Consider the following 24,993-nt stretch of genomic DNA (forward strand, 5'->3'; position numbering starts at 1 on the left):
GTGCGTGCGCGGCGGTCGAGACACGTCGTTGTGCTCACCTCCCGCCATGCACGTTTCGCGCCAACCGCGTGCGTGCTGGTGCAAAACCTGCATGGTGACATCACACAGCGCCTGGATATGCCCACCAATATGCCATCAGTTCTGGTGTCGACGAGCCATGGAGCCACGGCACCGCCGCTCGCGCGCGACCTCGATCGTGCCGGCTTTACGGTCATCGAGGCATCCGGCCGCCTAAACACTGTGCAGGACGTGATCAAGCTGCAGGCAGATATGATTGCCTGCTTCGAGCTGTTTCCGGACGATGCCTTCTTTGGGTCGCTCGCCGCCCTTGCGCGCATGGCGCCGCGCCCGGTCGTGGTGTTCACCAGCGATGTCGACGCCGGAAAGATCAGCCGCGCCGTCGAGGCCGGGGTCCATGCCTATGTCGTCAATGGCTACGATGCGAACCGGCTGCGGCCGGTGCTGCAGCTTGCCCAGGCGCGCTTCGCCAGCGAGCAGACGCTGCGCGCCCAGCTCGCCGACGTGAACGCACGTTTCGCCGAGCGCAAGCTGGTCGATCGCGCCAAGGGCATCCTGATGGGCGCGAGGCAGTTGCGCGAGGAGGAGGCCTTCCGTGCCCTGCGCAATGCCGCGATGGCGTCCAAGCAGCGGATCGGCCAGGTCTCGCAGACTGTCATAGACTCCGCATCCTATGCGGAGCTGATGAACCGCGCGGGTCGTCTGCGCATGCTGTCGCAGCGGTTGGTCAAGCTCTATGCACTCGGCTGCGCGCCCCGGCTGCCGCCACCCGCGCTGCTCGGCCAAACGATCGCGCAGGTCGACACGACGATGGCGGTGCTGGAGCGAAGCCTGCCAAAGGCGACGCTCGGGGATCTGCTCGAGTCCGTTGTTGCCGCCTGGGGACCGCTGAAGCGGCTGCTGACCGGCCGCCCGGACGTGGCACGCCTTGCCGAGATCGACCGGCTCGCCGAGCAACTCCTGCGGCGCGCCGAAACACTGACCACCAACCTGGAGGTCGCCGCCTATGCGACCGGGCTGCGCGTCATCAATATCGCCGGACGGCAGCGTATGCTCTCGCAGCGTATGGCGAAGGAGGCGCTGATCGGCGGGCTAACCGGCCAAACCGATGCGAGCCCGGCAAAGGCGGAGTTCAGCCAGGGTCTGGCCTATCTCGGCGCGCTGCCCGTCGGCAATGAGCGGATCAGGTCCTCGTTCGAGCAGGCGATGCAGGTCTGGGCGGCGTTCGAGATCGCCCTGCGCGACCCCGCGACCGACAGCGGACGCGAGCGGATCGCCCTGCTGAGCGAGGACCTGCTCGCGCATTTTGATGAGCTCACGCAGGAGTTCGAACGCGTCATGCAGACCCTAGTCGGCGTGTGAGGCCGTTGCTTTACGCAGCCCTGGCGATGTGCCTGCTGGCCGTCGCCGCGGCTCCGCCACCACGCGACGTGATCGTTGACACCGATATCGGCGACGACATCGACGATGCGTTCGCGCTCGCCTTGCTGCTCCGATCGCCGGAGGTGCGGGTCGATCTGATTACCACCAGCCTGGGTGACACCCGCCTGCGCGCGCGCCTGGTGGAGCGCTTTCTCGCCGCCGCCGGCCGCCGCGACATCGCCGTGGCGGCAGGCCCATCGACGCGGCCCGAAGCACGCTTTACGCAACGATCATGGGCCGCGGTGACGCCGCCGCAAACCTTCCCGGACGCGGTGGGTAAGGCGCTGTCACTGCTGCGGGCCTCTCCACCCGGCCGCTATACGCTGATCGCGCTGGCGCCGCTCACCACGGTTTCCGCAATGATCGCGCGCGATCCGGTTGCATTCCGCAGGCTTGCGCGCGTGGTGATGATGGGCGGCTCGATCGCGCGCGGCTACGGAGCCCGCGCCGGGGAGACATCCCCCACGCCGAGCATCGAATATAACGTGCGTTGCGACCCGGCCGGCCTGCGCGCCTTGCTCGCCGCCGGTGTGCCGGTCGAGATGATGCCGCTCGATGCCACCGAAATCGCGCTCGACGCACGCGCGCGCCGTCGGATCTTCACGGCGCCGACGCCTCTCGCCCCGGTGCTCGCTTCCCTCTACGAGGAATGGGCGAAGCGCAATCCCTGGGGCAGGACACCAATAGTGTTCGACGTGGTGCCGGCGGCGCGATTGCTTCGGCCTGCAACCTGCGCCCCGGTGCCGATGGATATCGCGGTCTCCGCGCAGGGCCGGACGCAGCCGGTCGCCGGCCCGCCAAATGCGTCCGTGTGCCTGCACGTCGACCGTGCGATCGTGCTGGGCCTGCTCGCACAACGACTGGCGCCACGGCCGAAATAAATATCAATCCACCTTGATCTTCTCATTGCCGCCGGGATGCGGCGCCTCTCCCGTCAAGCGGGCTTTGACGTAGCCATAGGCGTGCACCATCTTCGAATTCGGCGCGTCCCAATATTCCGCCTGGCTGACGTCGATCCGCAGCAATGCGACGTCCGGGTCCTGCTTGCCTTTCGGAAACCAGGTGCGCAGGATTTCGCTCCAGTGCGCATCGATGCTGGCCTGGTCGCGCACCAGGGTGGCAGCGCCTGACATCGAAACATAGTTCTGCTTGTCCGGATCGGCGTAGCTGACATTGACCTGCTGTTCGGAACTGACTTCCGCTACCTTGTGCGCGCTGGCGCGGGTGAAGAACCACAAGGTGCCGTCGAAGCCGTCCTGACTCGCGGCCATCGGCCGGCTACGCAGGGCGCCGTCATCGTCCGTGGTCAGCATCGCAAACTTCGTCGAGCTGATCATCTCCCAGATTTTCCGGGCCTGGTCGTCTTGCATGGTGATCTCCTGTTTCGGGTTAAGAGCACTTTCGGACCAAGCGGGATCGCTTGGTCCGATGTAGTGCTCGTGAAAACAAAGAACTCTAGAGCACGTCCTCGATGCGGATCGGCAGGCTGCGCACCCGCTTGCCGGTGGCATTGAAGACGGCATTGGCGATGGCGCCGGCGACGCCCACGATCGGCAGTTCGCCGATCCCCTTCAAGCCGAGCGGCCCGGTCGCCATGTCCGGATCGTCGATGGTCTGCACATCGATCTCGGGCACGTCGGCGTTCACCGGCACCAGATACTCGGACAGATTGGCGTTCATGATTTGCGCGGTATGCGGATCGGGCCTGGCCGCTTCGAGCAGCGCCATCCCGAACCCGTAGACGATGCCGCCGATCAACTGGCTGCGTCCGGTCTTGGCGTTGAGCAGTTGGCCCACGCCGAAAACACCGGTGTAACGGCTGACCCGTATGGTGCCGAAATCCTCGTCTATGCGCACTTCGGCGAACTGCGCGCCAAAGGCGTGGCGGGAGAATTTCGCGGCATCCGGAGCAAGTGCCGCGGCCGTATCGACTTCAATACGAGCATGTCGACTTGAGCGCATCACTTCGACAAGGCTGATCGTGCCGCGCGGCGAGGCGATGATGCCGTCGCGCAGCGTCATCGTCTCGGGTTGCACCCCCTGCCAGGTCGCACCCTGATGGGCCAGCGCCAGGCCGAAGGCGCGCGTTCGTACCGCCTGGGCCGCCTGCAACACTGCGGGCATGACGCTCGCCGCCGTCGTCGAGCCGCCCGAGACGCCGGAGCGCGGCAAAATGCTATCGCCGAGCTCGACCCGGACCTTGTCCGCCGGCGCGCCCAAAGTCTGGGCGGCCATCTGCATCATGATGGTATAGGTGCCGGTGCCGAGATCCTGGGTGCCGCACTGCACCAGCACCCCGCCATCCGCGAACAGGGCGACCCGCGCATGCGACGGCTGCCGCTGGGTCGGATAGGTGGCGCTGGCCATCCCCATGCCGATCAGCACATGTCCGTCGCGCAACGCCCGTGGCGCCGCCCTGCGACGCGCCCAGCCAAAACGGGCAGCGCCCTCCCGGTAGCACTGCAACAGCGCCTTGCTCGCGAACGGCTTGTTATCATTCTCGTCGTGATCGGCATAGTTGGCGATCCGGAAGGCGATGGGGTCGAGCCTGCTCGCCGCCGCCATCTCGTCGATTGCGGATTCGAGTGCGAACATCCCCGACGCTTCGCCGGGTGCACGCATATAGGTGGGCAGGCTGAAGCTGGTCGGCACGGTTTTGTGCCCGGTGACGACGGCAGGGCAGGAATACAGCGTCCGGGTGGCGATGGCGAAACCCTCGGTGAACTGGCCCAGGCTGGGGTCGGACATCTGGCTGAAGCCGTCATGACGCAGCGCCGTCAGGCGTCCGTCGCCGGCACATCCCAAAGAGAGATTCTGGATCGTTTGCGGTCGATGGCCGTTGTTCATGTACATCTGCGCGCGGGTCAGCACCAGCCGCACCGGGCGGCCGACTTCGCGCGCCGCGTGCGCGGCCAGTATCACCGGTGGCCAACAGCGGCCCTTGGAGCCGAAGCCGCCGCCGACAAACGGGCAGATGACCCGCACAGTCTCGGGTGCCAGGTCAAAAGCGGCGGCCAGCGTCGCCTGGGCGTTGAAGATGCCCTGGGTCGATGTCCAGACCGTCAGCCGCCCGGCATCCCACGCGGCGAGCGTGGCGTGCGGCTCCATCGGGTTGTGGAATTCCATCGGCGTGTCGTAGGTGGCGTGGATGCGCGCATGCGCGTCGGCGAGGCCGGCAGCGAGGTCGCCGCGCGACGTGTCGGCGCCACCGCGCATTTCGTCGGGCGTGGTGGCGGCGGCCAGTGCGTGATGCATGTCGGCGACAGGGGCCGCGGCGTCGCCCTGCACGCGCACCGCGAACGCGGCGGCCGTTGCGCGCTCGTGCGAATCCGCGACCACCACGGCGACGGTCTGGCCGAAATAACGCACCCGCTGGTCATGCCGTAGGACCGCGAGCACACCAGGCATCGACCGCGCCGCGTCGATGTCCAGGCGGTCCACCCGGCCGGCCGCGAACGGCGCCTGCACCAGCACTGCGTGGACCATGCCCGGGAGGGTGAACTCGGCGGCATAGCGGGCGCTGCCGGTCGCCTTCGCGGGCCCGTCGATCCGGGACACCGCGCGGCCGATCAGGATCTCGTTCATGCCAACCCCGATAGGGTGCGCGCGAGCACCCTGGGCATCAGCGCCGCCTTGAAGCCGTTCTGGCTGGCGGGTGCGGCACCTTGTGCTGCCTTTGACGCGGCGTCGCGGAACAGCGCCGCGTTCGGCGCCTTGTCGCGAAGGGCGGCTTCCACGGCCAGCGCGCGCCAAGGCACGGTGCCGACGCCGCCGAATGCGACCCTGGCATCGCGGATGATCCCGCCTTGCACATCAAGACCGACCGCGACGGAGACCACGGCGAACTGGAAGCTCTGCCGGTCGCGGATCTTGACGTAGGTGGACCGCGCCGCGGCCGGGCTCGCATCGAGGGTCACGGCGGTGATGATCTCGCCTGGTCGCAGGTTGGTATCGAGATGCGGCGTGGTGCCTGGTTCACGGTAGAGCGCGGCGATGGGCAGGCTTCGAGCCGCGCCGTCAAGGCCGCGCAATTCAACCTGCGCGTCAAAGGCGGCGAGGGCCACCGGCAGATCCGACGGCATCGTGGCGATGCAGTGCGCACTGCCGCCGAGGATCGCAAGGTCGCGGTTCTCGCCGGCGATCGCGGGACAGCCGGAGCCGGGATCGCGTTTGTTGCACGGACCTGTATTGCTGCGGAAATACAGGCAGCGGGTGCGCTGCAGCAGGTTGCCGCCGACCGTGCCCATGTTGCGGATTTGCGGCGAGGCGGCGGAGAGCAGCGCCTCGCTGACCGCCGGCCAGCGCCGCACGATATCGGGGTTGGCCGCGACCTGCGCCATTGTCGCAAGCGCGCCGAGGCGGATGCCGTGCGAGGTCGCGCGGATTTGGGCAAGGTCGTCGAGACCGGCAATGTCGACGAGCCGGGCGGGCTTCTCGACATCGAGCCGCATCAACTGCACCAGATCGGTGCCGCCGGCGATGATCGCCGTCTCCGGCCGCGCCGCCTGGGCGCTGGCGGCAGCGAGGTCGCCCGGTTTGGACAGGCTGAAAGCGCGCACCGCTCAGCCGACCTCGGCCATGTCGCGAATGGCGGCGACGATGTTGGGATAGGCGCCGCAGCGGCAGAGGTTGCCGCTCATCCATTCGCGGATGTCGTGGTCGCTGCGTGCATGCCCTTCATGGATCAAAGCGGTGGCGGACATGATCTGCCCCGGCGTGCAATAGCCGCATTGCATGGCGTCATGCTCTACGAAGGCGGCCTGCATCGGGTGCATCGCGGTGTCGTGGCCGAGCCCTTCGATGGTGGTGATCTGCCTGCCCTGCACCCGCGCCGCGAGAATCAAACAGGAGACCACGCGTTCGCCTTCGAGATGCACCGTGCAAGCCCCGCACGAGCCCATGTCGCAGCCCTTCTTGCTGCCGGTCAGGCCGGCATGTTCGCGCAACGCGTCGAGCAAAGAGGTGCGCACATCGACACGCAGAGCGTGCGCCGTGCCATTTACCTGCAGGGTAATGTCGATAGTGCCGGGTTCGGCCGTCGAAGCGGGGCTGGTCTGCGCACGCGCGGCGACTGCCGCCAGCGGCGCGGCGGCGGAGGCCACGAGGGCGTCGCGCCTGGTGATCTCAAAGCTCATCGCCTCTTAACACCCGAGCTGCCGGGCGGTTCACTCGGCCAGCGCCTCGCGGCCTGCCTGTGTGCCGAGCCGTATTAGGCTGAGTGCCGCGCCGAGCAGAGCAAAGCCGGCCGCCACCGCGACCGCGACCATGCTGCCATGATGTGGGGCGGCGGCGAAGATGGCCGCCACCAGGGCGGTCCCTCCGGTCTGGCCGAGCAGGCGCGCGGTCCCCAGCATGCCGCTGGCGCCACCGGTGCGCGCACGCGGCGCCGAGCGGATCAGGGTGCGATTGTTGGGTGTCTGGAACAGGCCGAAGCCGACACCGCACAGGGCAAAGCGCCAAACCAGGGACAGATCGGAGGGGTGCACGGGCAGGGTGGTGACCAGGAGCAGGCCGCAGGCCAGGATCAGCAGCCCGGCACCGCCGAGGATGCTCGGCGGCCAACGGTCGGACAGGCGTCCGGCGAGGGGTGCCACGATCGCGAGCGCCGCGGGCCACGGCGTCAGCAGCAAGCCGGTCTGCACCGGATCGCGGCCGAGGCTGTTCTCGAGATAGAACGGCAGGGCCACGAAGGCCAGCATCTGGGCTGCGAACGAGGCGATCGAGGTGGCAATCGACAGGGCGAAGATCGGAATGCGGAGCAGGTCCACCGGCAGCAGCGGCGCCGGCCGGGAAAGCTGCCGGCGCACCAGGACCACGCCGCAGAGCAGGCTTGCGGTGAGCATCACGAGCACCCGCACCGCACCGCTCGCATGCCCGGCGCCATCGATGGCGGCGATCAGCAGGCCGAAGGTCGCGGCACTGAGCAGGGCGCTGAGTGCGTCGAAGCGGCGGCCGGCGGCCGGCGTGCGCGGCAGGCTGGACCAGGCGATGGCGAACGCCACCACCCCGATCGGCACGTTGATGGCGAACAGCCAGGGCCAGCTTCCGAGCGACAGGATCAGGGCCGCGACGGTGGGCCCGACCGCGGAGGCGATGGCAACCACCATGGCGTTCAGGCCGATGGCGCGGCCGAGCTGGGCGCGCGGAGTGATGAAGCGGATCAGTGCGGCATTGACGCTCATGATCCCGGCCGCGCCGAAGCCCTGGACGATGCGCGCGACGGTCAGGCCGAGCAGCGAGTGCGACAGCGCGCAGTCCAGTGAGGCCAGCGTGAACAAGGCGAGACCGGCGCGGTAGACGCGCTGATAGCCATGGATTTCGCCCAGGGAGGCGAGCGGCAGCAGGCTGACGGTGACCGCGAGCTGATAGGCGTTGACCACCCAGATCGAGGCGGAGGGGTTTGCGTGCAGGTCGCGCGCGATGGTCGGCAGGGCGACGTTGGCGATGGCGCCGTCGAGCACCGCCATGGTGATCGCCAGCGCCACGGTGAGCATCGCCCAGCCGCGGCGCGGGAACTCCAGGCCGTCATCGCCGTCGATCACCTTGCGTTCGCGGCCTCGGGTTGCGAGATGCCCGGCATGGCTTGGCCCTCAAGCAGGGCGCGCACCACGGCTTCACTCGCCGGGCGTTGCAGAAAATACCCCTGCGCGCAGGTCACGGCGAAGCCGCGCACCGCTTCAAGCTGTTCGGCGGTCTCGACCCCCTCGGCGGTGACCGGGATTTGCAGTTCGGCCGCAAGCTGGCCAATGGCACGAACCACCGCCGCCTTGCTGACATGGGTCTCGATATCGTGGATGAAGCTGGACTCGATCTTGACCCCGTCGCATTGGAAAGAGGCGACATAGCTCAGCGACGAGTAGCCGGTGCCGAAATCGTCCAGCACGATGCGGACGCCGGCGCGGCGCAGAATCTGCAGCGATTGCAGCGTCCGTTCGTTGGCGTCGAGATAGGCATATTCCGTCAGCTCGAGCTCGAGCCGGTCGGCGGCGAGCCCCGTCTCGGCCAAGGCGTGCGCCACCACCGCCTGGAAATTGCCGTCGCGGAGCTGCAGCGGCGAGACATTGACCGCGATGCGCACCTCGGCCGGCCAGGACGCGGCCGCCCGGCAGGCCTCGGTCAACGCCCAGACGCCGAGCTGGCCGATCATCCCGGTCTCCTCGGCGAGCCGAATGAAGCGTGAGGGTGGGATCGCGCCATGCACGGCGTGCTCCCACCGGCTCAGCGCCTCGACGCAGACGATCGCGCCACTGTTGACATCAAAGATCGGCTGATAGACCAGCCGCAGCGAGCCGTCCCCGATCGCCGTCCTGAGATCCTCGCGCAGGTTCAGGCGGTCGTCTTCCTTGGTGATCATTTCGTCGCGGAACAGCCTCCAGACGCCGCGGCCGGCGGCCTTGGCGGCGTAGAGGGCGAGGTCGGCGCAGCGCAGCCAGTGCGCCGGCATAGCATGATCCGGATCGAGAAAGCTGACGCCGATGCTGACGCCGATGCCGTGACGCGAGCCGGCGAGCGCATACTCGACATTGAGGGTGTCGATGACGCGCTGACAGACGGAAAACACCGCCGCCTCGTTGCTCGCGGTGATCAGCACGCCGAACTCGTCGCCGCCGAGACGCGCCACCACGCTGTCGCCGCGCAGGCAGGCGCGCAGCCTGCCTCCGACCGCCTCGAGCAGGGCGTCGCCGGCGGCGTGGCCGAAACCGTCATTGATGTCCTTGAAGCGATCAAGGTCGAGCAGCAGCAGGGCGGCGACCGGGTCCGTGTTCCCTCGCCCGTTCCGTTTCAGGACGCAGGCCTCGTGCAGGCTGTCCATGAAGGACTGCCGGTTCGCCAGACCGGTCAGGCTATCGTGCAGGGCCAGGAACTTCACCCGCTGCTCGGACCGGCGCACGTCGCTGACGTCCGAGCCGATGCCACGATAGCCCTCGAACAGGGCGCCCTCACCCATCACCGGCCGGCCGGTGATGCTCCACCAGCGGATTTCGCCGCCTACGCTGACCGGCACGACCACGTTGCGGAAGGCGGCGCGCTCGCTGAAGCTCCGGTCCAGATCGGCCGCCGCCTCATCCGCGCCGGTCAGCAGCAGGCTCAGGATCGGCACGCCCTCAAGTTCGGCCTGGGTCTTGCCTGCCACGTCGGCAAACCTGGGCGAGACATGCCTGAGCCCGAGCCGCTGATCCGTCTCCCACAGCCAGTCGGAGGCATTCTCGGTATAGTCCTGGAGGAACATCGCAATCGTCTGGTTCTGCTTCTCCAGGATCACCTGGCTGATCGAGCGGTCCAGCATGAAGCGGTTCAACTGCAGCACCGCGCTCAAGGTGAAGGACGCGTAGACCAGGTAGCAGAGGACCAGGAACGGATCGAAGCCGGTATTGTTGAAGCAGACGATGAGCATGCCGGACAGCGCGCCCGGCAGCCAGAACGCCAGGGCGGCGGTAATCGGCGCCACCGCCAGCGGTGTCGAGATGAGGGCGATGACCAGCGCGTCGATGACGCCCTGCTGATTTGGCAGCGCCGAAGGCGCCAGCAGATTGATCAACAGCCCCCAGGTCGCGCCGAGGGCGGCAAGCAACAGCGCGCCGCGCCTGAGGAACACGTGGTCCAGGCCGTCAGCCCGCCACCTGCGTGTCGCCCAGAGCAGGGCGCCGTAGAGCAGCGGGATCAGCGCGCAGCTGAGGCCGGACAGGACGGTCAGGCTGGCGCGGAAATAGATTGCGAGCAGCACCGCCCCGCTGCTGCCGACGACGGAAAACAGTGCCGCGGTCAGCGCCAGCAGGTTGAGCTGTTGGCGCCGCACCTCGGCGGCGAGATCGTCCTGGAGAAGTCGACGCAGCAGCGGTGCCATCTGCTGCATCAGGCGCGTCATCAAAGTACGTCGCCGAGAACCCACGCTTGTCTCTCCAGGCCCTCTGCCGGCCAGGCAGTTGGCACATTGTCAGATCCGGTCCCGCCGCCAGCGGTCCACTGGGTTGGCAGCCGGGCCGCCGCGCACTATCGCCCAACTGCGCGCATCGCGCCATAACAGCGGAAACAGCATGCCGGTGCTGTGCTGATAGAGGCGATAATCCGTCGCCAGCGGAGAGTTCGCGAATTTTCGTTCCTCCGTGCGCGCGGCATGGACATAGGCCCAAACCAGAGCCACCGGTGCCAGCCACTGGATGACGCCGGGCGATGATAAACTTGTTGCGATCCAGAACAGACTGTAGGCACTGTAAAACGGATGGCGAACGTATGCGTAAGGGCCGTGCCGGTGCAGGAACATCGGGGCGTCGGAGCTAAAGGCAAGCGTGAGCCGCTGCCTTCGGGTGGCATGGACCGCGGACCAGAACAGCCCGAGTGCCGCCAGCATCAGCACAATCGCCAGCGGCCAGGCAGGCGACGGGCCATCCGTGGCCAATCGGACAAGGAACCAGAGCAGGGCCGCGAGGCTGCCGTAGGAGAGCAGCCGCATGCCGCGCGGCATGGCGCTGTCATGGCGAAAATGTCGGCTGACGCCCCACGTAAAGGAGCAAAAGCAGAGCAGGCCGGTCAGGGCCGCGATGCAGACAATGAGCATGATCGGTTATTCCTTGAAGGTCAGCGGCATGACGATCGGATGACCGGAGAGGAACCCGTCGAAGGTTCCGGGCGGGGCCGCGTCCGGGTCGATAAGCGGGAAAGCCGTGCGCACCTGGTCATAGGCGGAGCGCGGACACCGCATCAGGTGCATCGGACAGTTCAGCCCGGGATAGGTGCTAGGCCCGGCGACCGCCCTGAACCCCAGCCGGTTGTAGAACGCAACATGATTCTGGCGGACGCTGGAGAGCACCGCGTGCACGTCATGCCTGAGGATGAAGAAAGCGGCGATGCGATAGAGCAGGAACACCAGGCCCTGATTGTTGGCGCATTCCGGGCTGCGTACCAGTCGGGTTATTTCCGCGACATCGTACTGTTTTTGCGACGGCGGCTCCGACGTCAGGATCGCATCGACTTCTTCGGGAAACGCATGATGCGCCGGCGCGTGGCGCACGCTCCGCGACATGAAACAGACGCGTACCGACGCCACCGGCCTGGTGCCCTCACGGATCACGATTGTGGTCGTGTTCGCGCTGCCGTCGAAGCAATCGCTGAACATCCTCTCGGGATTCGGTTCTATGAAGCCGGACTCAAGATAACTTGCGTATCTGACGCGGAACGCATCTGCTAAGTCGCGCCGATCGAGGGCAACCGACGCCGTGTATGGTTTTTCGCGACTTCTCCGCGAAACGTTCCATCGTATCGTTTCTAGGGACTGCAAGGCACTTTCTGAGACGATCTGGTCCATCGGTTTCTTCTCCGTGCGGCATCCGAACACCGCGCAATCAACCAGCTTGATTGCGGTGCGCCCTGGAGAAACCTGGTATGCCGGAGGCAGCGTCCCGCGACCCAGAAGCGTATACAAACCAAGTTTCCTAAGTCTGCGTTGGAGCGGCGATGATAACGACGACTACAAGGCCGGTGCGCACGATCGAGGCGTTCCGAGCTCTCGACGACGGCGAGATCCTGATCGGCTACATGGACGGGTTCAGCGGCCTGCCGCTCGCCGACGGCCATTCGCCCTCCTATCTGCATGGCTGGCGCAACGGCATGATCGAAAGCGCGCGGCTGCGTCCGGACCAGGCCTATCTCGACCTTCAACGCGCCTTCGAACACGGGCAGTCGACGACCTGACGCGACAATTCCGCGGGAGTTGGTCCAATTCGCCAGTGAGTGGCGCAAACTGACACGAAATCCCGCCAGTGCCCCGAACTCAGCGGGCCGCCCGCATCTTAATCCAGCGTCTTCAGTCGGTTAACGGTCGGGCCGCAATTTGGCATGGGCAATGCAAAAGGAGGATCAGGCCATTCCGGCCAAGGCAGCGGAGAAAACCGATGACGACGATGAGCATGACCCGCGAACTGTCAAACACCAGGACCGACTGGATGCAGCGCGCAACGCGGCTGCCGCCGAACACGATGCCCACGACCGCATCGCACGCCGCCGAGCCGGGCCTACGGGATGCGACGGTGTGGGAAGAGTGCTGCGACAGGGTGCTGGAAGTCAGCGGCGGCCTGGCTCTGGCTTTGGTCCCGTTCGCCACCCTGGCCTGGATGTTCGTTGCTTGGTGAAGGCTGGGCCTGGTCAAGGCGCGACCGATTACCCCGGGATAATTTTCCGCCGGCGCCAGTCCAGCCGCATGCTGTCGAACAGACGCGGCGGCTGGTCCCAAGCCTCCTGCGGCCGCGGCACTGTGTAGGCCGCAACCGCGATCTCGGCGGCCGACGCCTCCAGCCGAAGAAAACCGAAGCGGTCGTCGTAATAGCTCTCCAACACCACGCCCGGCTGCGCGGTATAGGGCGTCATCATCGGCTGGCCGTTGATTTTCGCCACCTTGTGCAGGTTGTGATAGCCGCCCTGCCCGGCGACGATGAACGGGGTCACCCCGCCTCTCGCATCTGCGACGCTGAAGCGTTGGTAGTTGTGGACGTGCGCGGCAAACACCAGGTCCGGCTGGCGCTTGCTGGCCGCACTCGAGTCCGCAAGCAGCCTGGCCATGGTCTTGCTGCCGGAATGGTAGCTGTCGAGCGAATAGATCGGATGGTGCATCGCCACGATCAGCGCCCGATCACCGGCCGCCGCGGCGAGCTCGCCCTCGAACCACGCCGCCTGGTCGGGTTCGACAACGCCACCCTCCGGCACGTTGGTGTAAAGACCGATGATCGTCGCGAACGGGGTGATCAGCGTCCAATAGACGTTGGGCTGGATCATCGCCGTGCGCGCCGCATCGCCCGCGTCCGGGGAATGCTGACCAGGCGTGGCCGCGCAGAAATTGCGCACGAAGGTCGCCAGTGACGGCAGCGGATTGGTGCGGGCACCGTTGTCGAAAACGTCGCCGTCATGGTTGCCGGGAATGGCCATGATCGGCCTCGGGTAGTGGCCGTACGGGTCGTAGAATTGCGGCAGATATTCCTGCGCCTGCCCGTCGAAATAGATGACGTCACCGAGATGATAGAAGAACGCCGGGGTGCCGTACGGGCCCGCAACAGCGGCGTCATGCTCGAGCCCGCCTGCTACCAGAAGCTGCGGGTTCGGATCCTTCACCCCGCCGGTATCGCCGACCATGTGGAATGCCATTCCGCCCGCCTTGCGGGCGGCCGCGACTGAGTCGGGCACGATGGCCTCGAGGTCGAGCCGGTAAGGCGCGCTGCCGGTCGGCGCCGGCAAAGGCTGGAACGCGCTGCCCTTGTACAGCGGCGATTGCTGCGGGTGCGGCGGATTGGCCGTGGGCCTGGGGGCCGCGAATTGGTGCGCCGGATGCTGTGGCTTCGCCCGCTTGGCCATGCGCGTCCCTACCTCGTCTCGCGTGGTGTGGGGCCACGTGGTGTCGGGCGCCAGTCCGGCGGCGCCAGCTCAAAGCCCTCGAAGCGGAATGCCGGTGTGACCACGCAAGCCAGCAGGCTCCAGCGCCCCATGCAGGCGGCGGTCTGCCAGTGTCCGCGCGGCACCAGCCATTGCAACCTCTGACCCAGGCCGAGGTCGCCGCCCAGCATGCGCGCCTGCGCATCGTGGCCGTCCGAGGACGTGCTCAGCACCAGCGGCGAGCCGGCCTGCCAGACCCACAGTTCCGCCGCATCGACCCGGTGCCAGGCGCTCACCTCGGAGGCCATGAGCAGGAAATGGATCGCCGTGCCGACACCGCGGCTGCCATCGTCGGGGGCGTCGCGCCAGGTCTCGCGGTAGTGCCCGCCCTCGGGGTGCGGCCGCAGGTCCAGGCCGCGGATCACCGCCTCGGCGCTCAACCCCGGGTCGCGCACATCAATCATCCAGTCGCCTCTCGGCTCGCGTCGTTGTATTGGTGCCTCAGGATGGCCGCCGCGGAAAGCCCCCTGCAGCGCTTCGTCGACGCCCAGGATCGCGTTCTGGAACAGGTCCTGCGCGAGCTGCGGCAGGGCCGCAAGCGCACCCACTGGATGTGGTTCGTCTTCCCGCAACTGGCCGGGCTCGGCCACAGCGCCATGGCGCAGCACTACGCCATCGCCTCGCTGGATGAGGCGCGCGCCTATCTCGCGCATCCACTGCTTGGGCCGCGTCTGGCCACCTGCACCGACCTCGTTTGTGCGGTCCGTGGCCGTTCGATCGACCAGATCCTTGGCAGTCCCGACGATCTGAAGTTCCGCTCCTCGATGACCCTGTTCAGCCGCGCGCAATCCGAAGACCCGCGATTTCAGGATGCTCTCGACAGGTATTTCGCAGGCAGGCCGGACCTGCTGACAATCACCCGGCTCTGACGCTTTTGTTCCCTTTTTGTTCGTGCTAATGGTCGGCGAAGAGCACGAGCATGAACATTTCTCCCGCCTATGCCGAATTGCAGGTCACCTCGAACTACGCCTTCCTGCGCGGCGCGAGCCATGTCGAGGAGCTGCTTTTTACCGCCCATGCGTTCGGCATCGCGGCGGTCGCCATCACCGACCACAACTCGCTGGCCGGCATCGCCCGGGCGCATGCGCGGGCCGCGGAACTCGGCATCCGGCTGGTCGTCGGCTGCCGGCTCGATCTGCGCGACGGGCTGCCGCTGCTGGTCTATCCCACCGATCGCGCAGCCTACGGGCGGCTGTCGCGGCTGCTCACGCTCGGCAAGAGCCGCACCGAGGGTGGCTTCGAGATCGGCTGGGACGATCTGGCGGCCCATGCCGAGGGGCTCATCGCGGCGCTGTTGCCGAACTACCCGGATGCGGCGCTGGAACAGTCGCTTGCGCGCCACCGCGCGCTGTTCGGCGATCGCGCCACCCTGGCACTGAGCCTGCGTCGCCGTCCCAACGATGCCGCCAGGCTGCAGCGCCTGGGTGAGCAGGCCCGCGCTGCCGGGGTGGCGACCCTGGCCACTGGCGACGTGCTCTACCACGAACCCTCGCGCCGCATCCTCCAGGACGTGCTCACCTGCATCCGCGAGGGCTGCACCATCGAGGCTGCGGGCTTCCGCCGCGAACGTTCCGCCGACCGCGCGATGAAGCATCCCAGGGAGATGGCGCGCCTGTTCGCGGCTCACCCGGAGGCGATCGAGCGCACGCTCGAGGTGGCCGACCGCTGCCGCTTTTCGCTGTCCGAACTGCGCTACCAATATCCCGACGAGACCGAACGTCCGGGCGAGACGCCGCAACAGACACTCGCCCGCCTGGTCACGCAAAGCCTGCCCGACCGCTATCCACAAGGCGCCCCGGAGCCGGTACGCACGCAACTCGCGCACGAGCTGCGGCTGATCGAGACGCTGCAATACGCGCCGTACTTCCTCACCGTGCATGCCATCGTCCGTCATGCGCGCAGTCTCGGCATCCTCTGCCAGGGGCGCGGCTCGGCGGCCAACTCCGCGGTCTGCTACGTGCTCGGCATCACCTCGATCGATCCGGTGGGGGCGGGCCTGCTGTTCGAGCGATTCATCTCCGCCGAACGCCGCGAGCCGCCCGACATCGACGTTGATTTCGAATCCGACCGACGCGAGGAGGTGATCCAGTGGATCTACACTCGCTACGGTCGCGAGCGCGCCGCCCTGTGCGCCACCGTCATGCGCTATCACGGACGCGGCGCGATACGCGATGTTGGCAAGGTCATGGGTCTCACCGAGGACGTCACCGGGGCGCTTGCGCGTCAGGTCTGGGGGCATGGCGGCAGCGAGGGTGTGACGGACGAGCATGCCGAGGCGCTCAACCTCAATCCCGACGACCGTCGTCTGCGCCTGGCGCTGCAGCTCGCACGCGAACTGATCGGTTTTCCGCGCCAGCTCGGCACCCATCCGGGCGGCTTCGTGCTGACCGCGGACCCTTTATGCGAACTCGTGCCGATCGCGCCCGCCGCCATGGTCGATCGTCACATTATAGAGTGGGACAAGGACGATATCGAGGCGCTCGGCTTCATGAAGGTCGACGTGCTGGGCCTGGGCATGCTCGGCTGCATGCGTCGCGCCTTCGAACTGCTGGAGCGCCATCGCGCCGAACATCTCGATCTCGCCACGATCCCGGCCGAGGACCCCGCGACCTTCGCGATGATCCGCCACGCCGACACCCTCGGCACCTTCCAGATCGAAAGCCGGGCGCAGATGTCGATGCTGCCGCGTCTCAAACCCGCGCGCTTCTACGACCTGGTGGTGCAGGTGGCGATCGTGCGCCCCGGGCCGATCCAGGGCGACATGGTGCATCCCTATCTGCGCAGGCGGGAGGGGCGCGAGCCGGTGGTCTACCCCACCCCGGAACTCGAGCGCGTGCTCGGCAAGACGCTCGGCGTGCCGCTGTTCCAGGAACAGGCGATGCAGGTGGCCATCCAGTGCGCCGGTTTCACCGCTGGCGAGGCCGACCAGCTTCGCCGCTCCATGGCGACCTTCAAGGTGACAGGCGGGGTCAGCCACTTCCGCGACAAGCTGATCGACGGCATGGTCGCGCGCGGCTACGAACCGGATTTCGCCGAACGCACCTTCAGCCAGCTCGAAGGCTTCGGCTCGTATGGTTTTCCCGAAAGCCACGCGGCGAGCTTCGCGCTGGTCGCCTACGCCTCCGCCTGGATGAAGTGCCACCATCCGGACGTGTTCTGCGCCGCCCTGCTCAATGCCCAGCCGATGGGCTTCTATGCGCCGGCACAGGTGGTCGCCGACACAAGCGCGCACGGCGTCGAAATCCGCCCCGTCTGCGTCAATGCCTCGGAATGGGACTGCACGCTGGAGCCCAGAATGGGGGAGCCCAGAATGGGGGAGCCCGGATCGGGTCGATACCTCGCGGTCCGTCTCGGCCTGCGCATGATCCGCGGCCTGGCCGCCGCCGATGCGCAGCGCCTGGTCGAGCACCGCGGCAACACCCCCTACCGGAGCATCGACCAGCTCTGGCGTCGCGCACGACTGTCGGCGGCACCGCTGCAACGCCTCGCCGAAGCCGACGCCTTCCTCGCTTTGGGCCTCGACCGCAGGCAGGCACTCTGGCAGGTGCGCGGTCTCGCCGAAGCGCCGCTGCCGCTGTTCGCCACGCTGCCCGAGGCCGAGGAAACACCGGTGCTGCTCGAAGCAATGGCCGACGGCGCCGAGGTGGTCGAGGACTATCGCGCGGTCGGGCTCAGCCTGCGCCGCCACCCGGTTGCCTTCCTGCGCGCCGATCTGCAAGCGCGCGGCATGATCCGATGCTGCGACCTGCCGCGTCGTCGCGACGGCCAGCTTGTGACCGTCGCCGGCCTCGTGCTGGTGCGCCAGCGGCCTGGCTCGGCCAAGGGGGTCATGTTCATCACCATCGAGGACGAGACCAATGTCGCCAACCTGGTGCTCTGGCCGGACCGCTTCGAGCGTCAGCGCCGCCTGGTGCTGTCGGCCACGATGATCGCCTGCACCGGTCGGGTGCAGCGCGAGGGCGAGGTCATCCACGTCGTCTCGGACAGGCTGGAGGATCTCTCGTCGGACCTGCGCCGTGTGGGCGAATACGCGCAACCTTTTCCGCTTACCCCTGGCCGCGGCGACGAGGCCACGCATCCCGGCGGCCGCGATCCACGCGGCATCAAGGTGCCGACGCGGGATTTTCGCTGAGCAAGGCAAGGGCGCTGCCCTTGACCCGCTGGGGCCTCGGCCCCAGACCCCACTTCGAATGGCTGCGGGATGTTTGGATGCTGATTGCACGTGAGACGCTGCGCGCTCTCGACCACGACGACGTGCTGGCGCCGTTTCGCGATCTGTTCAGCCTGCCTGAGGGCGTGATCTATCTTGACGGCAATTCGCTTGGGCCGTTGCCGCGCGCGACCCCGGGGCGGCTGGCCGAGGTGATGGCGCAAGAATGGGGGGAGGGGCTGATCCGCTCCTGGGACGAGGCGGGGTGGCTCGGCTTGCCGGCGCGTCTGGGCGACAAGATCGCGCGTCTGCTCGGTGCGCCGGCGGCCACGGTGATCGTCGCGGACTCCACCTCGGTCAACCTGTTCAAGCTGCTTGCGGTGGCGCTCGGGATGCGGCCGAGGCGGTCGGTCATCCTCACCGAGACCGGCAATTTCCCGACGGACATCTACGTGGCCGAGGGGTTGGCGGACCTGCTCGGCGGCCGCGCGGCGGTTCGGCTGGTGCCAGCGGCGGGGATCGTCGAGGCCTTGGGCGACGACGTCGCGGTGCTGATGCTCAATCACGTGCACTATCGCAGCGGTGCGATGCACGACATGGCGGCCATCAACGCGGCGGCGCATGCGGCCGGCGCGCTGGTGCTCTGGGATCTCGCGCATTCCGCCGGTGCGGTGCCGGTGGATCTCGCCGGCACCGGCGCCGATCTCGCCGTCGGCTGCGGCTACAAGTTCCTCAATGGCGGCCCCGGCGCCCCGGCCTTCCTGTATGTCGCCGAGGCGCTGCAGGCGGCGGCGCGGTTCCCGATCACCGGCTGGTTCGGTCATGCCGAGCCGTTCGGCTTTCACGACAGCTTCCGACCGGCGTCCGGCATCGGCCGGGCGGTGGTCGGCACGCCTTCGATCCTGGCAATGGCAGCGCTTGAGGTCGGCGTCGACATCGCCCTGCGTGCGCCGATGGCGGCGGTGCGCGCGAAGTCGCAAGCTCAGGCGGCGCTGCTGATCGAGCTGATCGCGCAGTTCGGCGTCGATCTCGAGGTGATCGCACCGCATTCGCGCGGCAGCCATGTTGCGTTCCGCCATCCGGACGCCGGCGGTATCATGGCCGCATTGATCGCCCGCGGCATCATCGGCGACTACCGGCCCCCGGACATCCTGCGCTTCGGCATTACCCCGCTGACCTTGCGCTATGCCGAGCTTTGGGATGTGGCCGAGGCAATCGGCGCGGTGATCATGGGAACTGGCGAACCATCGCTGTCGCGCGGCGTTGGCCAACGATGAAGATGGTCAAGGCTTACCGCATTGCGGCCGTGCTTGGACTGACGCTGGCCCTCGACGGCTGCTTTCAGCCGACCGGACCGGTCTTCGGCGACTGGACCGGACGCCAACCGCTCATCTCGATCAACCAGCCGTCCTTCGTCGACCTGGTCCTGCTCGGCCTGCCCGGCGCACGCGAGGGGCAATACCAGATCAAGGCGAACCAGACCGACGCCACGCTTTCCAATTCCGGCGCCCGCACCCTGCGCTGGAGCAACCGCTGGACGCTGCAACCCGGACCCACCCCGGACGCGCCACAACTCCTGGTTCTGCACAACCTGCCGAACAGCCAGATTTCGCGCTACGTCCTGTTCGGCAACGGCGTACTGGTGCCGCTTGGCAAGAACGGCCAGCCGGACACTTCGAATTACGGTCTGCAGTACGCGCTCAAGCCGGTGCCGAAATCGAACTATAGCTACGGTCGGGTCTAGGCACCGGCGGCTGGCCTAATTGGCCAGAGCGGTCGTGTTGGTCGGCACCTTGAAACTCGGCGCCGTCCCCGGCAGCGGGGTGAAGTCGCTGGGAATATGGTTCGTGATGCCCAGAAGCTGGTCCGTGGGGGTGATGCCGATCGCTTTGCAACCCAGGCCGCTGGTTTGCGGCAGCACTGCGATCTGGTTGTTCGCGACCATCGCGTAGGAGGCCGGCAGCGGATGGCCCTGGCCCGCGAGACGAGCGGGATCGAAGGCGCTGAGCAGGTTGGTCACATCCGGCGTGGTGGCGTCATCCGGTCCCATGTTCTGCTGGTAGAAGAGACGCTCGCCCATCTGCCGTGCCTGCTTCTCGTCCGGCAGAGTCGCCAGCGCGGGAAGGTTGAACAGCATGTCGACGAACTTCACCACCGAGGCATGGTTGCCCTGGGCGGAGTCGATCTGGTGGACGCGCCCGTAGGGCGAGATCAGGATGAAGGGCACGCGCGGGCCGTCGCCGATGATGCTGCCGTCTGGGCCGTAATGCCGGATCATCGGGGGCACGTGGTCGTAATCGCCCTCCGAATCGTCCCAGGTAATGATGATGGCGCTCTGGTTCCAATACGGCGAGGCGGCGATCTGGTTGATCGCGGTGGCGATGTAGGCGTCGCTGATCTGGGTGTCGGAGTAGGCCGGGTGGTCGTCGTCGCCGAGGAAGTTGGTCTGCACGATCGGCAGCGGGTTGGCCGGCTTGAAGCCGAAGATGTTCTGGAAGCCGCCCTTGAGGTAGAACACGCCGCCCTGGCGCGGCAGGGCGCCATCGGAGATGTCGTTGAAGAAGTCGTTCAGGCCGCGCAGGTTCGCGGACATGGTCGGGTTGTTGGAGACGTAGCCGAAATATTGCGGGCCGTTATGGTGCGTGACGTAGGAGGCGTGGGTGCCGTTCGCGTCCACCGGGTCGCTGCTGGTCATCCCGGGATCGGTCGGCTCGCGGTCGTAGCCTTCCTCGTACCAGCGCCACGGCACGTTGCCCTGCCCATCTTGGCCGATCGCCGGGATGTCCTGCGCCACATCGTCAAGGTCGCCGGCAGGATCGGCATCGTGCTTGACCTTGTTGGGCAGCGATGCGCCGGCAAGCGTCAGCAGGACCGACGCGTAGGTCTGGTTGATCTGGGCGTTGGCGGCGGTGGTGCGTGCGTAATCGCTGGGGTTGTAGGGAACATGGACGGGCAGCGGGTCGACCGCCGAGCCCCAGAGCGGATTGTCGTCGTTCAGGACCGGCACGCCCGGTGCGGCACCGCCGTTGTCGGTGTAGGCTTGGTTCGGATGCTTCACCCACTGCGTGATGCCGGTCTGAGCGGCGATGATCGAGAGATTGCCCGGGGTGGACGGGCCGCTCATCGACTCGAAGATGTGGTCGAACAGCACGAAGCGGTTCGCGTAGTTCCACAGCAGCGGCACGGTGTCGCAATCCTCGTGCGCCATGGCGAGTTCGCCGTAGCCCTTGCTCTTTTGCGTCACCAGACCGCCGGCGGCGTATTTCGCCTCCTCGGTGAGCGCAAACCGGTCCATCTTCGCCTGACCGCCACTCACATCCATCTTGGCGACCGTGAGCGGGTGCGAATGGTCGATGTCGTCGGTGTCGGCCGCGAACTGGGCGGGGCCGATCCGAAATGGCTGGATCGTCGCACCGGTGGGCGGCGTGGCGGTGAGCGAGGCGCCCACCGGCAGCAGGGTCTGGATGTAGCCCGGTGTCTGGCTGGTGGGGTGCGAGTAGAGCCCCTCGGCACCCGGAAACGTGCCGAACAGGGAGTCGAACGAGCGATTCTCCTGATACAGCACGAACACGTATTTGATATGGCGGCGTACCAGCGCGATCAGTTGCTGCCGGCTGAGATGCGGCTCGGACCCGGATTGCGTCTCCTGCTGGACGATCGCGCTCGGCACCGCCTCCGCCGCGACCAGGCTATGCAGGTGCGCTTCATAGCTGCCCGCGGGCGGCGCGGATTGCGCCAATGCGGCAAGCGGCTGACCGAACAGCGCCGCGGCCGTCAGCCACGAGGTGCAGGCTGCGAGCCGGGAACGCTTCATGCCACCAATCTCCAAAAACAGACGGTTCCAAGTAGCACCCGACCGCCGTCTACAGGATGACATTTCAGTTGCAGGCCGTGTTGATACCGGTCGCCCACAGGGCCGCTCGTGGGGTCAGGTTCAGCGGCAGGGCGGCGCGCGAAGGTCGCTACCGGACGAGCGCGAGGCGGGACAACATGAAGCCCAGCCGTCGCGTGTCGCCACCGATGCCGAGCGACCTGGGCGTGACCGGATGCATTACCCTCAGGGTCAGCCTGATGCGCGCGGCGTCAACACCGATCGCCACGCGCGCCGAGACTGGCCCGGAAGGCCCCCGCATGACGGCCAGCAGGTGGCCGCCCGCATCGCGGACCTGCACGATCTGCGGCCCGCCATGCGGCGCCAGCAAGGTGCCGCTCAGGACCAGGTGGACTGCCGCCGGCAGGCCGGTCGACGGAAACGCCAGCAGCGCCTGGGCGCCCTCGGTCCAGACGCCGTCCGGTGTTATCGCCGACCAGCCCTGCTCCAGCGTGAGGCCAGCGACGAGCGCATCCTCGACCGAGTAGGCGACGCCGAGGCGCAGCCCTGCCTGACGCATGATCCCGGCGCGGTCGAGCCGCACCGCCGGCCTGGCGCCGGTCCGGTCCCAGCCGGTGACCACCAGCCGCTTGGCGATGTGGTCATGCGCCGGGTCGCAACGCTCGCGGATCCCGAACAACAGGTTCCAGGTCATCGGCGAGACGCAGAGATCGTCTCGGCCGGCGCGCCGGAAGCCTGCGAGAACGGCCACGGTCTCCGGCCAGACCAGCGGCCATTCGGCGGCGGACACATCGAGGAACAGCTCGGTGCGGCCGCCGCCGGGCGCGGGCGGCAGGCGCAGCAGATCCGCCAACCCGCGTCGGAAGGAAACGTTCGCCCGCGTGTCGACCGGGGACCAGGGTGCCGTGTTGGAGATGGCTTTGACGGCAAGTGTTGTAACCACGACATAGAGTGCCAGCTTCGGACTCAGGCCCAAGCGGCTTGCGCTCACCGCGTGCAGCATCGCCGCCACGCAGGCGGTTCCCACGAACGGCGCCAGCCAGATCAGCAGATAGAGGTTGGCAAGATCGTCGATCTCGCGCCAGGCGTACCACAAGGCAGGCAGTGCTGCCGGGAAGAACACCACCAGGGCGGCGGTGCGTAGCCCTGCCGCCTGCCGCCGTGCTTGCGAGGTCGCGGGCAGCAGCAGAAGCAGGAGCCAAACGCCGGCCGCGGGGATGAACCCCAGCACCGTGTGCCACGCGCCTGCCAGGCGCTGCGGCGGCAGCGCGCCAATGAAATGCCAATACTGTGCCAGTTCGCCTGGCCAGTGCAGGATGGTCTGCAGCAGGATCGGTGCTGCATAGAACGCCGCGATCGCCACGCTCAGGCACACCGGCAGACGGTTACCGGCGATCCACGCTGACAGGGTGCTGAGCCGCAACGCCGGACGGTGCACGATGCCCAGCAGCAGGGCGGCAAGTCCGAGGATCATCGGCACGATGCCAAGGAAGCTGGCATGACCGTTCACCATTTGGGCGCTGCCCAGCACCAGCAGCGGCAGCCAGCTCGACCCGCGCAGGATGCAGCCGGCGAGGCCGGTCGCAGCCAGCAGCGAGGAGGCGATGGTCGAATAAGGTGTCCAGAGTTGGACGAACGGGTTGGCCGGCGCCAGCGGCGAGACGATGCAGGCGGCGATGATCGCCACCGCGAGTGCGCCGAACAGCGGCCGGCCGCTGACCAGCCCCCATAGCCGGCAGGCCACCGCGAACGCGATCGCCTGGGTCAGCGAGAGCGCGAAGGTCTGCGCACCCAGATAGGAGTTAAACAGCCCGGTCCAGCGATAGAACAGATCCTCGCCGAGGGCCGCGACGTAGAGGAACCAGGGCCCTGGATGATAGAAGCCGAAGCGGCTGTAGTTGCCGTGCAGCAGCCGCAGATGCTGCGCCTGCTGCACCAGCAGGTCGTCCGCGGCGGCGTCGCCCATCGGCAGCACGAGCGGTCCGAACAACAGCGCCCTCTCGGCGAACAGCAGGTAGCCGACCAGGCCTGCGAACAGCAGGACCGGCACCAGCCACGCGCCAATTCGATCATAGAGGAGGTCGTGACCCCGACGCGTCTCTGCACCCACGATTGGCTTCAAAATCCAATGATTCTTAAGAATCGGGGTCTGGGGCCTACGGCCCCAGTGGGTCAAGGGCAAAGCCCTTGCCTGGCTCTCTCCGCACCCCGTCAGCGTGCGCGGCCGCGCGACAGGCCGGACTGGATGATCACCGCCAGCAGCAGGAACACGCCGCTCGCCAGACCCTGATAGGCGGCACTCAGGCTGCCGATCTGGTTGATGATGTTCTCGATGACGCCCAGCAGCAGCACGCCCGCCAGGGCGCCCGCCATGGTGCCGACGCCGCCGGTGAGCAGCACCCCGCCGATCACCGCGGCGGCGATGGATTGCAGTTCGTAGCCGTTGCCCGCCCCTGAAAGCCCGCTGCTCAGACGCGCGGCAAGCAACGCGCCGGAAAGGCCGGCGAGACCGCCGCTGAGGCAGTAGGTGATGATCTTCACCCGCTCGACGCGGATGCCGAGCATGCGCGCGGCCTCCTCGTTGCCGCCGATGGCGAACACCGCCGCCCCGAACGGGGTTTGGTTGAGCAGCAGGGCGGCGAGCGCGAAGATCGCGAGCAGGATCAGGATCAGGCTGTTGATGCCCAGGATCTGGCTGTTGGCGATGGCGCCGAAGAAGCCGGGATGGCGGATCACCAGGCTCTCGCCGGCCAGCGCCACCGCCGCCCCCTTGAGTGCCAGCAGGGCCGACAGGGTGACGATGAACGGCGCCATACGGGCACGCGCGATCAGCATGCCGTCGATCAGCCCGACCAGGATGCCCGCCGCGGTCGGCAGCAGCAGCGCGGCCGCCCAGCCATAGGGGACGGCGTAGGCTGCGAGCACGGTGCCGACGCTGACCATCGAGCCGACCGCGAGGTCGAAGCCGCCCATGATGATGACGAAGGTCTGCCCGACCGCAACCAAGCCGAGGAAAGTGGCGGCGGTGACGATGTCCTGGACGTTGCCCAGGTGCAGGAAGTCGGGAAAGGCGAGGGCCGCCACCACCACGACGACGGCCAGGACGACGATCGCGCCGCGTGCCTGGATCAGCTCGATCAGACGGCCCTGCATC

At 67.3% G+C, this 24,993-nt stretch carries 21 protein-coding genes; 8 read left to right on the plus strand and 13 right to left on the minus strand.

Going from position 1 to position 24,993, the window contains the following annotated elements:
- Positions 1 to 144: 144 nt before the first annotated feature.
- A complete protein-coding gene (locus ACQY4K_RS16105; RefSeq protein WP_428391204.1) occupies positions 145 to 1,380 on the plus strand; it encodes a type IV pili methyl-accepting chemotaxis transducer N-terminal domain-containing protein in 1,236 nt (411 codons plus the stop codon).
- Complete coding sequence (locus ACQY4K_RS16110; protein ID WP_428391205.1) at positions 1,377 to 2,321, plus strand: nucleoside hydrolase; 945 nt, start codon at positions 1,377 to 1,379, stop codon at positions 2,319 to 2,321. The genes ACQY4K_RS16105 and ACQY4K_RS16110 overlap by 4 nt, the downstream gene beginning before the upstream one ends.
- 3 nt (positions 2,322 to 2,324) lie before the next feature.
- Here ACQY4K_RS16110 and ACQY4K_RS16115 read toward each other — a convergent pair whose 3' ends face one another.
- The 8 genes from ACQY4K_RS16115 to ACQY4K_RS16150 all read right to left on the minus strand — a co-directional run bounded on the left by ACQY4K_RS16115 (position 2,325) and on the right by ACQY4K_RS16150 (position 11,743).
- The gene (locus ACQY4K_RS16115) at positions 2,325 to 2,810 is read right to left on the minus strand and encodes a pyridoxamine 5'-phosphate oxidase family protein (RefSeq protein WP_428391206.1); all 486 of its coding nucleotides are present in this window, start codon (positions 2,808 to 2,810) and stop codon (positions 2,325 to 2,327) included.
- A gap of 85 nt (positions 2,811 to 2,895) precedes the next feature.
- A complete protein-coding gene (locus ACQY4K_RS16120) occupies positions 2,896 to 5,025 on the minus strand; it encodes a xanthine dehydrogenase family protein molybdopterin-binding subunit (protein WP_428391207.1) in 2,130 nt (709 codons plus the stop codon).
- A complete protein-coding gene (locus ACQY4K_RS16125; protein WP_428391208.1) occupies positions 5,022 to 5,999 on the minus strand; it encodes an FAD binding domain-containing protein in 978 nt (325 codons plus the stop codon). Before ACQY4K_RS16125 ends, ACQY4K_RS16120 begins: the two co-directional genes overlap by 4 nt.
- Before the next feature lie 3 nt (positions 6,000 to 6,002).
- Positions 6,003 to 6,575, minus strand: a complete 573-nt coding sequence (locus ACQY4K_RS16130; RefSeq protein WP_428391209.1) for a (2Fe-2S)-binding protein — start codon at positions 6,573 to 6,575, stop codon at positions 6,003 to 6,005.
- A gap of 30 nt (positions 6,576 to 6,605) precedes the next feature.
- On the minus strand, positions 6,606 to 7,982 hold the full coding sequence (locus ACQY4K_RS16135; RefSeq protein ID WP_428391210.1) for an MFS transporter: 1,377 nt from the start codon (positions 7,980 to 7,982) through the stop codon (positions 6,606 to 6,608).
- Positions 7,979 to 10,306: a putative bifunctional diguanylate cyclase/phosphodiesterase gene (locus ACQY4K_RS16140; RefSeq protein ID WP_428391211.1), complete on the minus strand. Its 2,328-nt coding sequence runs from the start codon at positions 10,304 to 10,306 to the stop codon at positions 7,979 to 7,981. The genes ACQY4K_RS16135 and ACQY4K_RS16140 overlap by 4 nt, the downstream gene beginning before the upstream one ends.
- Before the next feature lie 69 nt (positions 10,307 to 10,375).
- Positions 10,376 to 10,996, minus strand: coding sequence for a methyltransferase family protein (locus tag ACQY4K_RS16145; RefSeq protein ID WP_428391212.1), 621 nt, complete (start codon positions 10,994 to 10,996; stop codon positions 10,376 to 10,378).
- A gap of 6 nt (positions 10,997 to 11,002) precedes the next feature.
- Positions 11,003 to 11,743: an N-acyl amino acid synthase FeeM domain-containing protein gene (locus tag ACQY4K_RS16150; protein WP_428391213.1), complete on the minus strand. Its 741-nt coding sequence runs from the start codon at positions 11,741 to 11,743 to the stop codon at positions 11,003 to 11,005.
- Positions 11,744 to 11,892: 149 nt separating this feature from the next.
- Between ACQY4K_RS16150 and ACQY4K_RS16155 the strand changes: the two genes are divergently transcribed.
- Both ACQY4K_RS16155 and ACQY4K_RS16160 read left to right on the plus strand, forming a co-directional pair.
- Positions 11,893 to 12,129: a hypothetical protein gene (locus tag ACQY4K_RS16155; protein ID WP_428391214.1), complete on the plus strand. Its 237-nt coding sequence runs from the start codon at positions 11,893 to 11,895 to the stop codon at positions 12,127 to 12,129.
- Positions 12,130 to 12,329: 200 nt separating this feature from the next.
- A complete protein-coding gene (locus ACQY4K_RS16160) occupies positions 12,330 to 12,566 on the plus strand; it encodes a hypothetical protein (protein ID WP_428391215.1) in 237 nt (78 codons plus the stop codon).
- A gap of 28 nt (positions 12,567 to 12,594) precedes the next feature.
- Here ACQY4K_RS16160 and ACQY4K_RS16165 read toward each other — a convergent pair whose 3' ends face one another.
- Both ACQY4K_RS16165 and ACQY4K_RS16170 read right to left on the minus strand, forming a co-directional pair.
- Entirely contained in the window at positions 12,595 to 13,779 is a 1,185-nt protein-coding gene (locus ACQY4K_RS16165) for a metallophosphoesterase family protein (RefSeq protein WP_428391216.1), read from the minus strand.
- Positions 13,780 to 13,787: 8 nt separating this feature from the next.
- Complete coding sequence (locus ACQY4K_RS16170; protein WP_428391217.1) at positions 13,788 to 14,261, minus strand: cupin domain-containing protein; 474 nt, start codon at positions 14,259 to 14,261, stop codon at positions 13,788 to 13,790.
- Positions 14,262 to 14,303: 42 nt separating this feature from the next.
- Here ACQY4K_RS16170 and ACQY4K_RS16175 point away from each other — a divergent pair, with 42 nt between their 5' ends.
- The 4 genes from ACQY4K_RS16175 to ACQY4K_RS16190 all read left to right on the plus strand — a co-directional run bounded on the left by ACQY4K_RS16175 (position 14,304) and on the right by ACQY4K_RS16190 (position 19,751).
- Entirely contained in the window at positions 14,304 to 14,726 is a 423-nt protein-coding gene (locus tag ACQY4K_RS16175; protein WP_428391218.1) for a DUF1810 domain-containing protein, read from the plus strand.
- A gap of 50 nt (positions 14,727 to 14,776) precedes the next feature.
- Entirely contained in the window at positions 14,777 to 17,989 is a 3,213-nt protein-coding gene (locus ACQY4K_RS16180; protein ID WP_428391219.1) for an error-prone DNA polymerase, read from the plus strand.
- Positions 17,990 to 18,066: 77 nt separating this feature from the next.
- The gene (gene kynU / locus ACQY4K_RS16185; RefSeq protein WP_428391220.1) at positions 18,067 to 19,284 is read left to right on the plus strand and encodes a kynureninase; all 1,218 of its coding nucleotides are present in this window, start codon (positions 18,067 to 18,069) and stop codon (positions 19,282 to 19,284) included.
- The gene (locus ACQY4K_RS16190; RefSeq protein WP_428391221.1) at positions 19,281 to 19,751 is read left to right on the plus strand and encodes a hypothetical protein; all 471 of its coding nucleotides are present in this window, start codon (positions 19,281 to 19,283) and stop codon (positions 19,749 to 19,751) included. The genes kynU and ACQY4K_RS16190 overlap by 4 nt, the downstream gene beginning before the upstream one ends.
- Before the next feature lie 15 nt (positions 19,752 to 19,766).
- Here the strand turns inward: ACQY4K_RS16190 and ACQY4K_RS16195 are convergent, their stop codons facing one another.
- From ACQY4K_RS16195 to ACQY4K_RS16205, 3 genes are all read right to left on the minus strand, one after another.
- A complete protein-coding gene (locus ACQY4K_RS16195) occupies positions 19,767 to 21,821 on the minus strand; it encodes a phospholipase C (RefSeq protein WP_428391222.1) in 2,055 nt (684 codons plus the stop codon).
- Positions 21,822 to 21,969: 148 nt separating this feature from the next.
- Positions 21,970 to 23,949 carry a hypothetical protein gene (locus tag ACQY4K_RS16200; RefSeq protein ID WP_428391223.1) on the minus strand — a complete coding sequence of 660 codons (1,980 nt, stop codon included), beginning with the start codon at positions 23,947 to 23,949 and terminating at the stop codon, positions 21,970 to 21,972.
- A gap of 101 nt (positions 23,950 to 24,050) precedes the next feature.
- Positions 24,051 to 24,992 carry an ABC transporter permease gene (locus tag ACQY4K_RS16205; protein ID WP_428391224.1) on the minus strand — a complete coding sequence of 314 codons (942 nt, stop codon included), beginning with the start codon at positions 24,990 to 24,992 and terminating at the stop codon, positions 24,051 to 24,053.
- Between the last annotated feature and the right edge of the window lies 1 nt (position 24,993).

Source organism: Lichenicoccus sp., assembly GCF_965276875.1.
In the GTDB taxonomy this organism is placed as follows: Bacteria; Pseudomonadota; Alphaproteobacteria; order Acetobacterales; family Acetobacteraceae; genus Lichenicoccus.

Coding starts and splice junctions, on each gene's coding strand:
- ACQY4K_RS16115 (WP_428391206.1), bottom strand. CDS start 2,810: ATGCAAGACGACCAGGCCCGGAAAATCTGGGAGATGATCAGCTCGACG.
- ACQY4K_RS16120 (WP_428391207.1), bottom strand. CDS start 5,025: ATGAACGAGATCCTGATCGGCCGCGCGGTGTCCCGGATCGACGGGCCC.
- ACQY4K_RS16130 (WP_428391209.1), bottom strand. CDS start 6,575: ATGAGCTTTGAGATCACCAGGCGCGACGCCCTCGTGGCCTCCGCCGCC.
- ACQY4K_RS16140 (WP_428391211.1), bottom strand. CDS start 10,306: ATGACGCGCCTGATGCAGCAGATGGCACCGCTGCTGCGTCGACTTCTC.
- ACQY4K_RS16145 (WP_428391212.1), bottom strand. CDS start 10,996: ATGCTCATTGTCTGCATCGCGGCCCTGACCGGCCTGCTCTGCTTTTGC.
- ACQY4K_RS16150 (WP_428391213.1), bottom strand. CDS start 11,743: ATGGACCAGATCGTCTCAGAAAGTGCCTTGCAGTCCCTAGAAACGATA.
- ACQY4K_RS16155 (WP_428391214.1), top strand. CDS start 11,893: ATGATAACGACGACTACAAGGCCGGTGCGCACGATCGAGGCGTTCCGA.
- ACQY4K_RS16160 (WP_428391215.1), top strand. CDS start 12,330: ATGACGACGATGAGCATGACCCGCGAACTGTCAAACACCAGGACCGAC.
- ACQY4K_RS16165 (WP_428391216.1), bottom strand. CDS start 13,779: ATGGCCAAGCGGGCGAAGCCACAGCATCCGGCGCACCAATTCGCGGCC.
- ACQY4K_RS16170 (WP_428391217.1), bottom strand. CDS start 14,261: ATGATTGATGTGCGCGACCCGGGGTTGAGCGCCGAGGCGGTGATCCGC.
- ACQY4K_RS16175 (WP_428391218.1), top strand. CDS start 14,304: ATGGCCGCCGCGGAAAGCCCCCTGCAGCGCTTCGTCGACGCCCAGGAT.
- ACQY4K_RS16180 (WP_428391219.1), top strand. CDS start 14,777: ATGAACATTTCTCCCGCCTATGCCGAATTGCAGGTCACCTCGAACTAC.
- kynU (WP_428391220.1), top strand. CDS start 18,067: ATGCTGATTGCACGTGAGACGCTGCGCGCTCTCGACCACGACGACGTG.
- ACQY4K_RS16190 (WP_428391221.1), top strand. CDS start 19,281: ATGAAGATGGTCAAGGCTTACCGCATTGCGGCCGTGCTTGGACTGACG.
- ACQY4K_RS16195 (WP_428391222.1), bottom strand. CDS start 21,821: ATGAAGCGTTCCCGGCTCGCAGCCTGCACCTCGTGGCTGACGGCCGCG.
- ACQY4K_RS16205 (WP_428391224.1), bottom strand. CDS start 24,992: ATGCAGGGCCGTCTGATCGAGCTGATCCAGGCACGCGGCGCGATCGTC.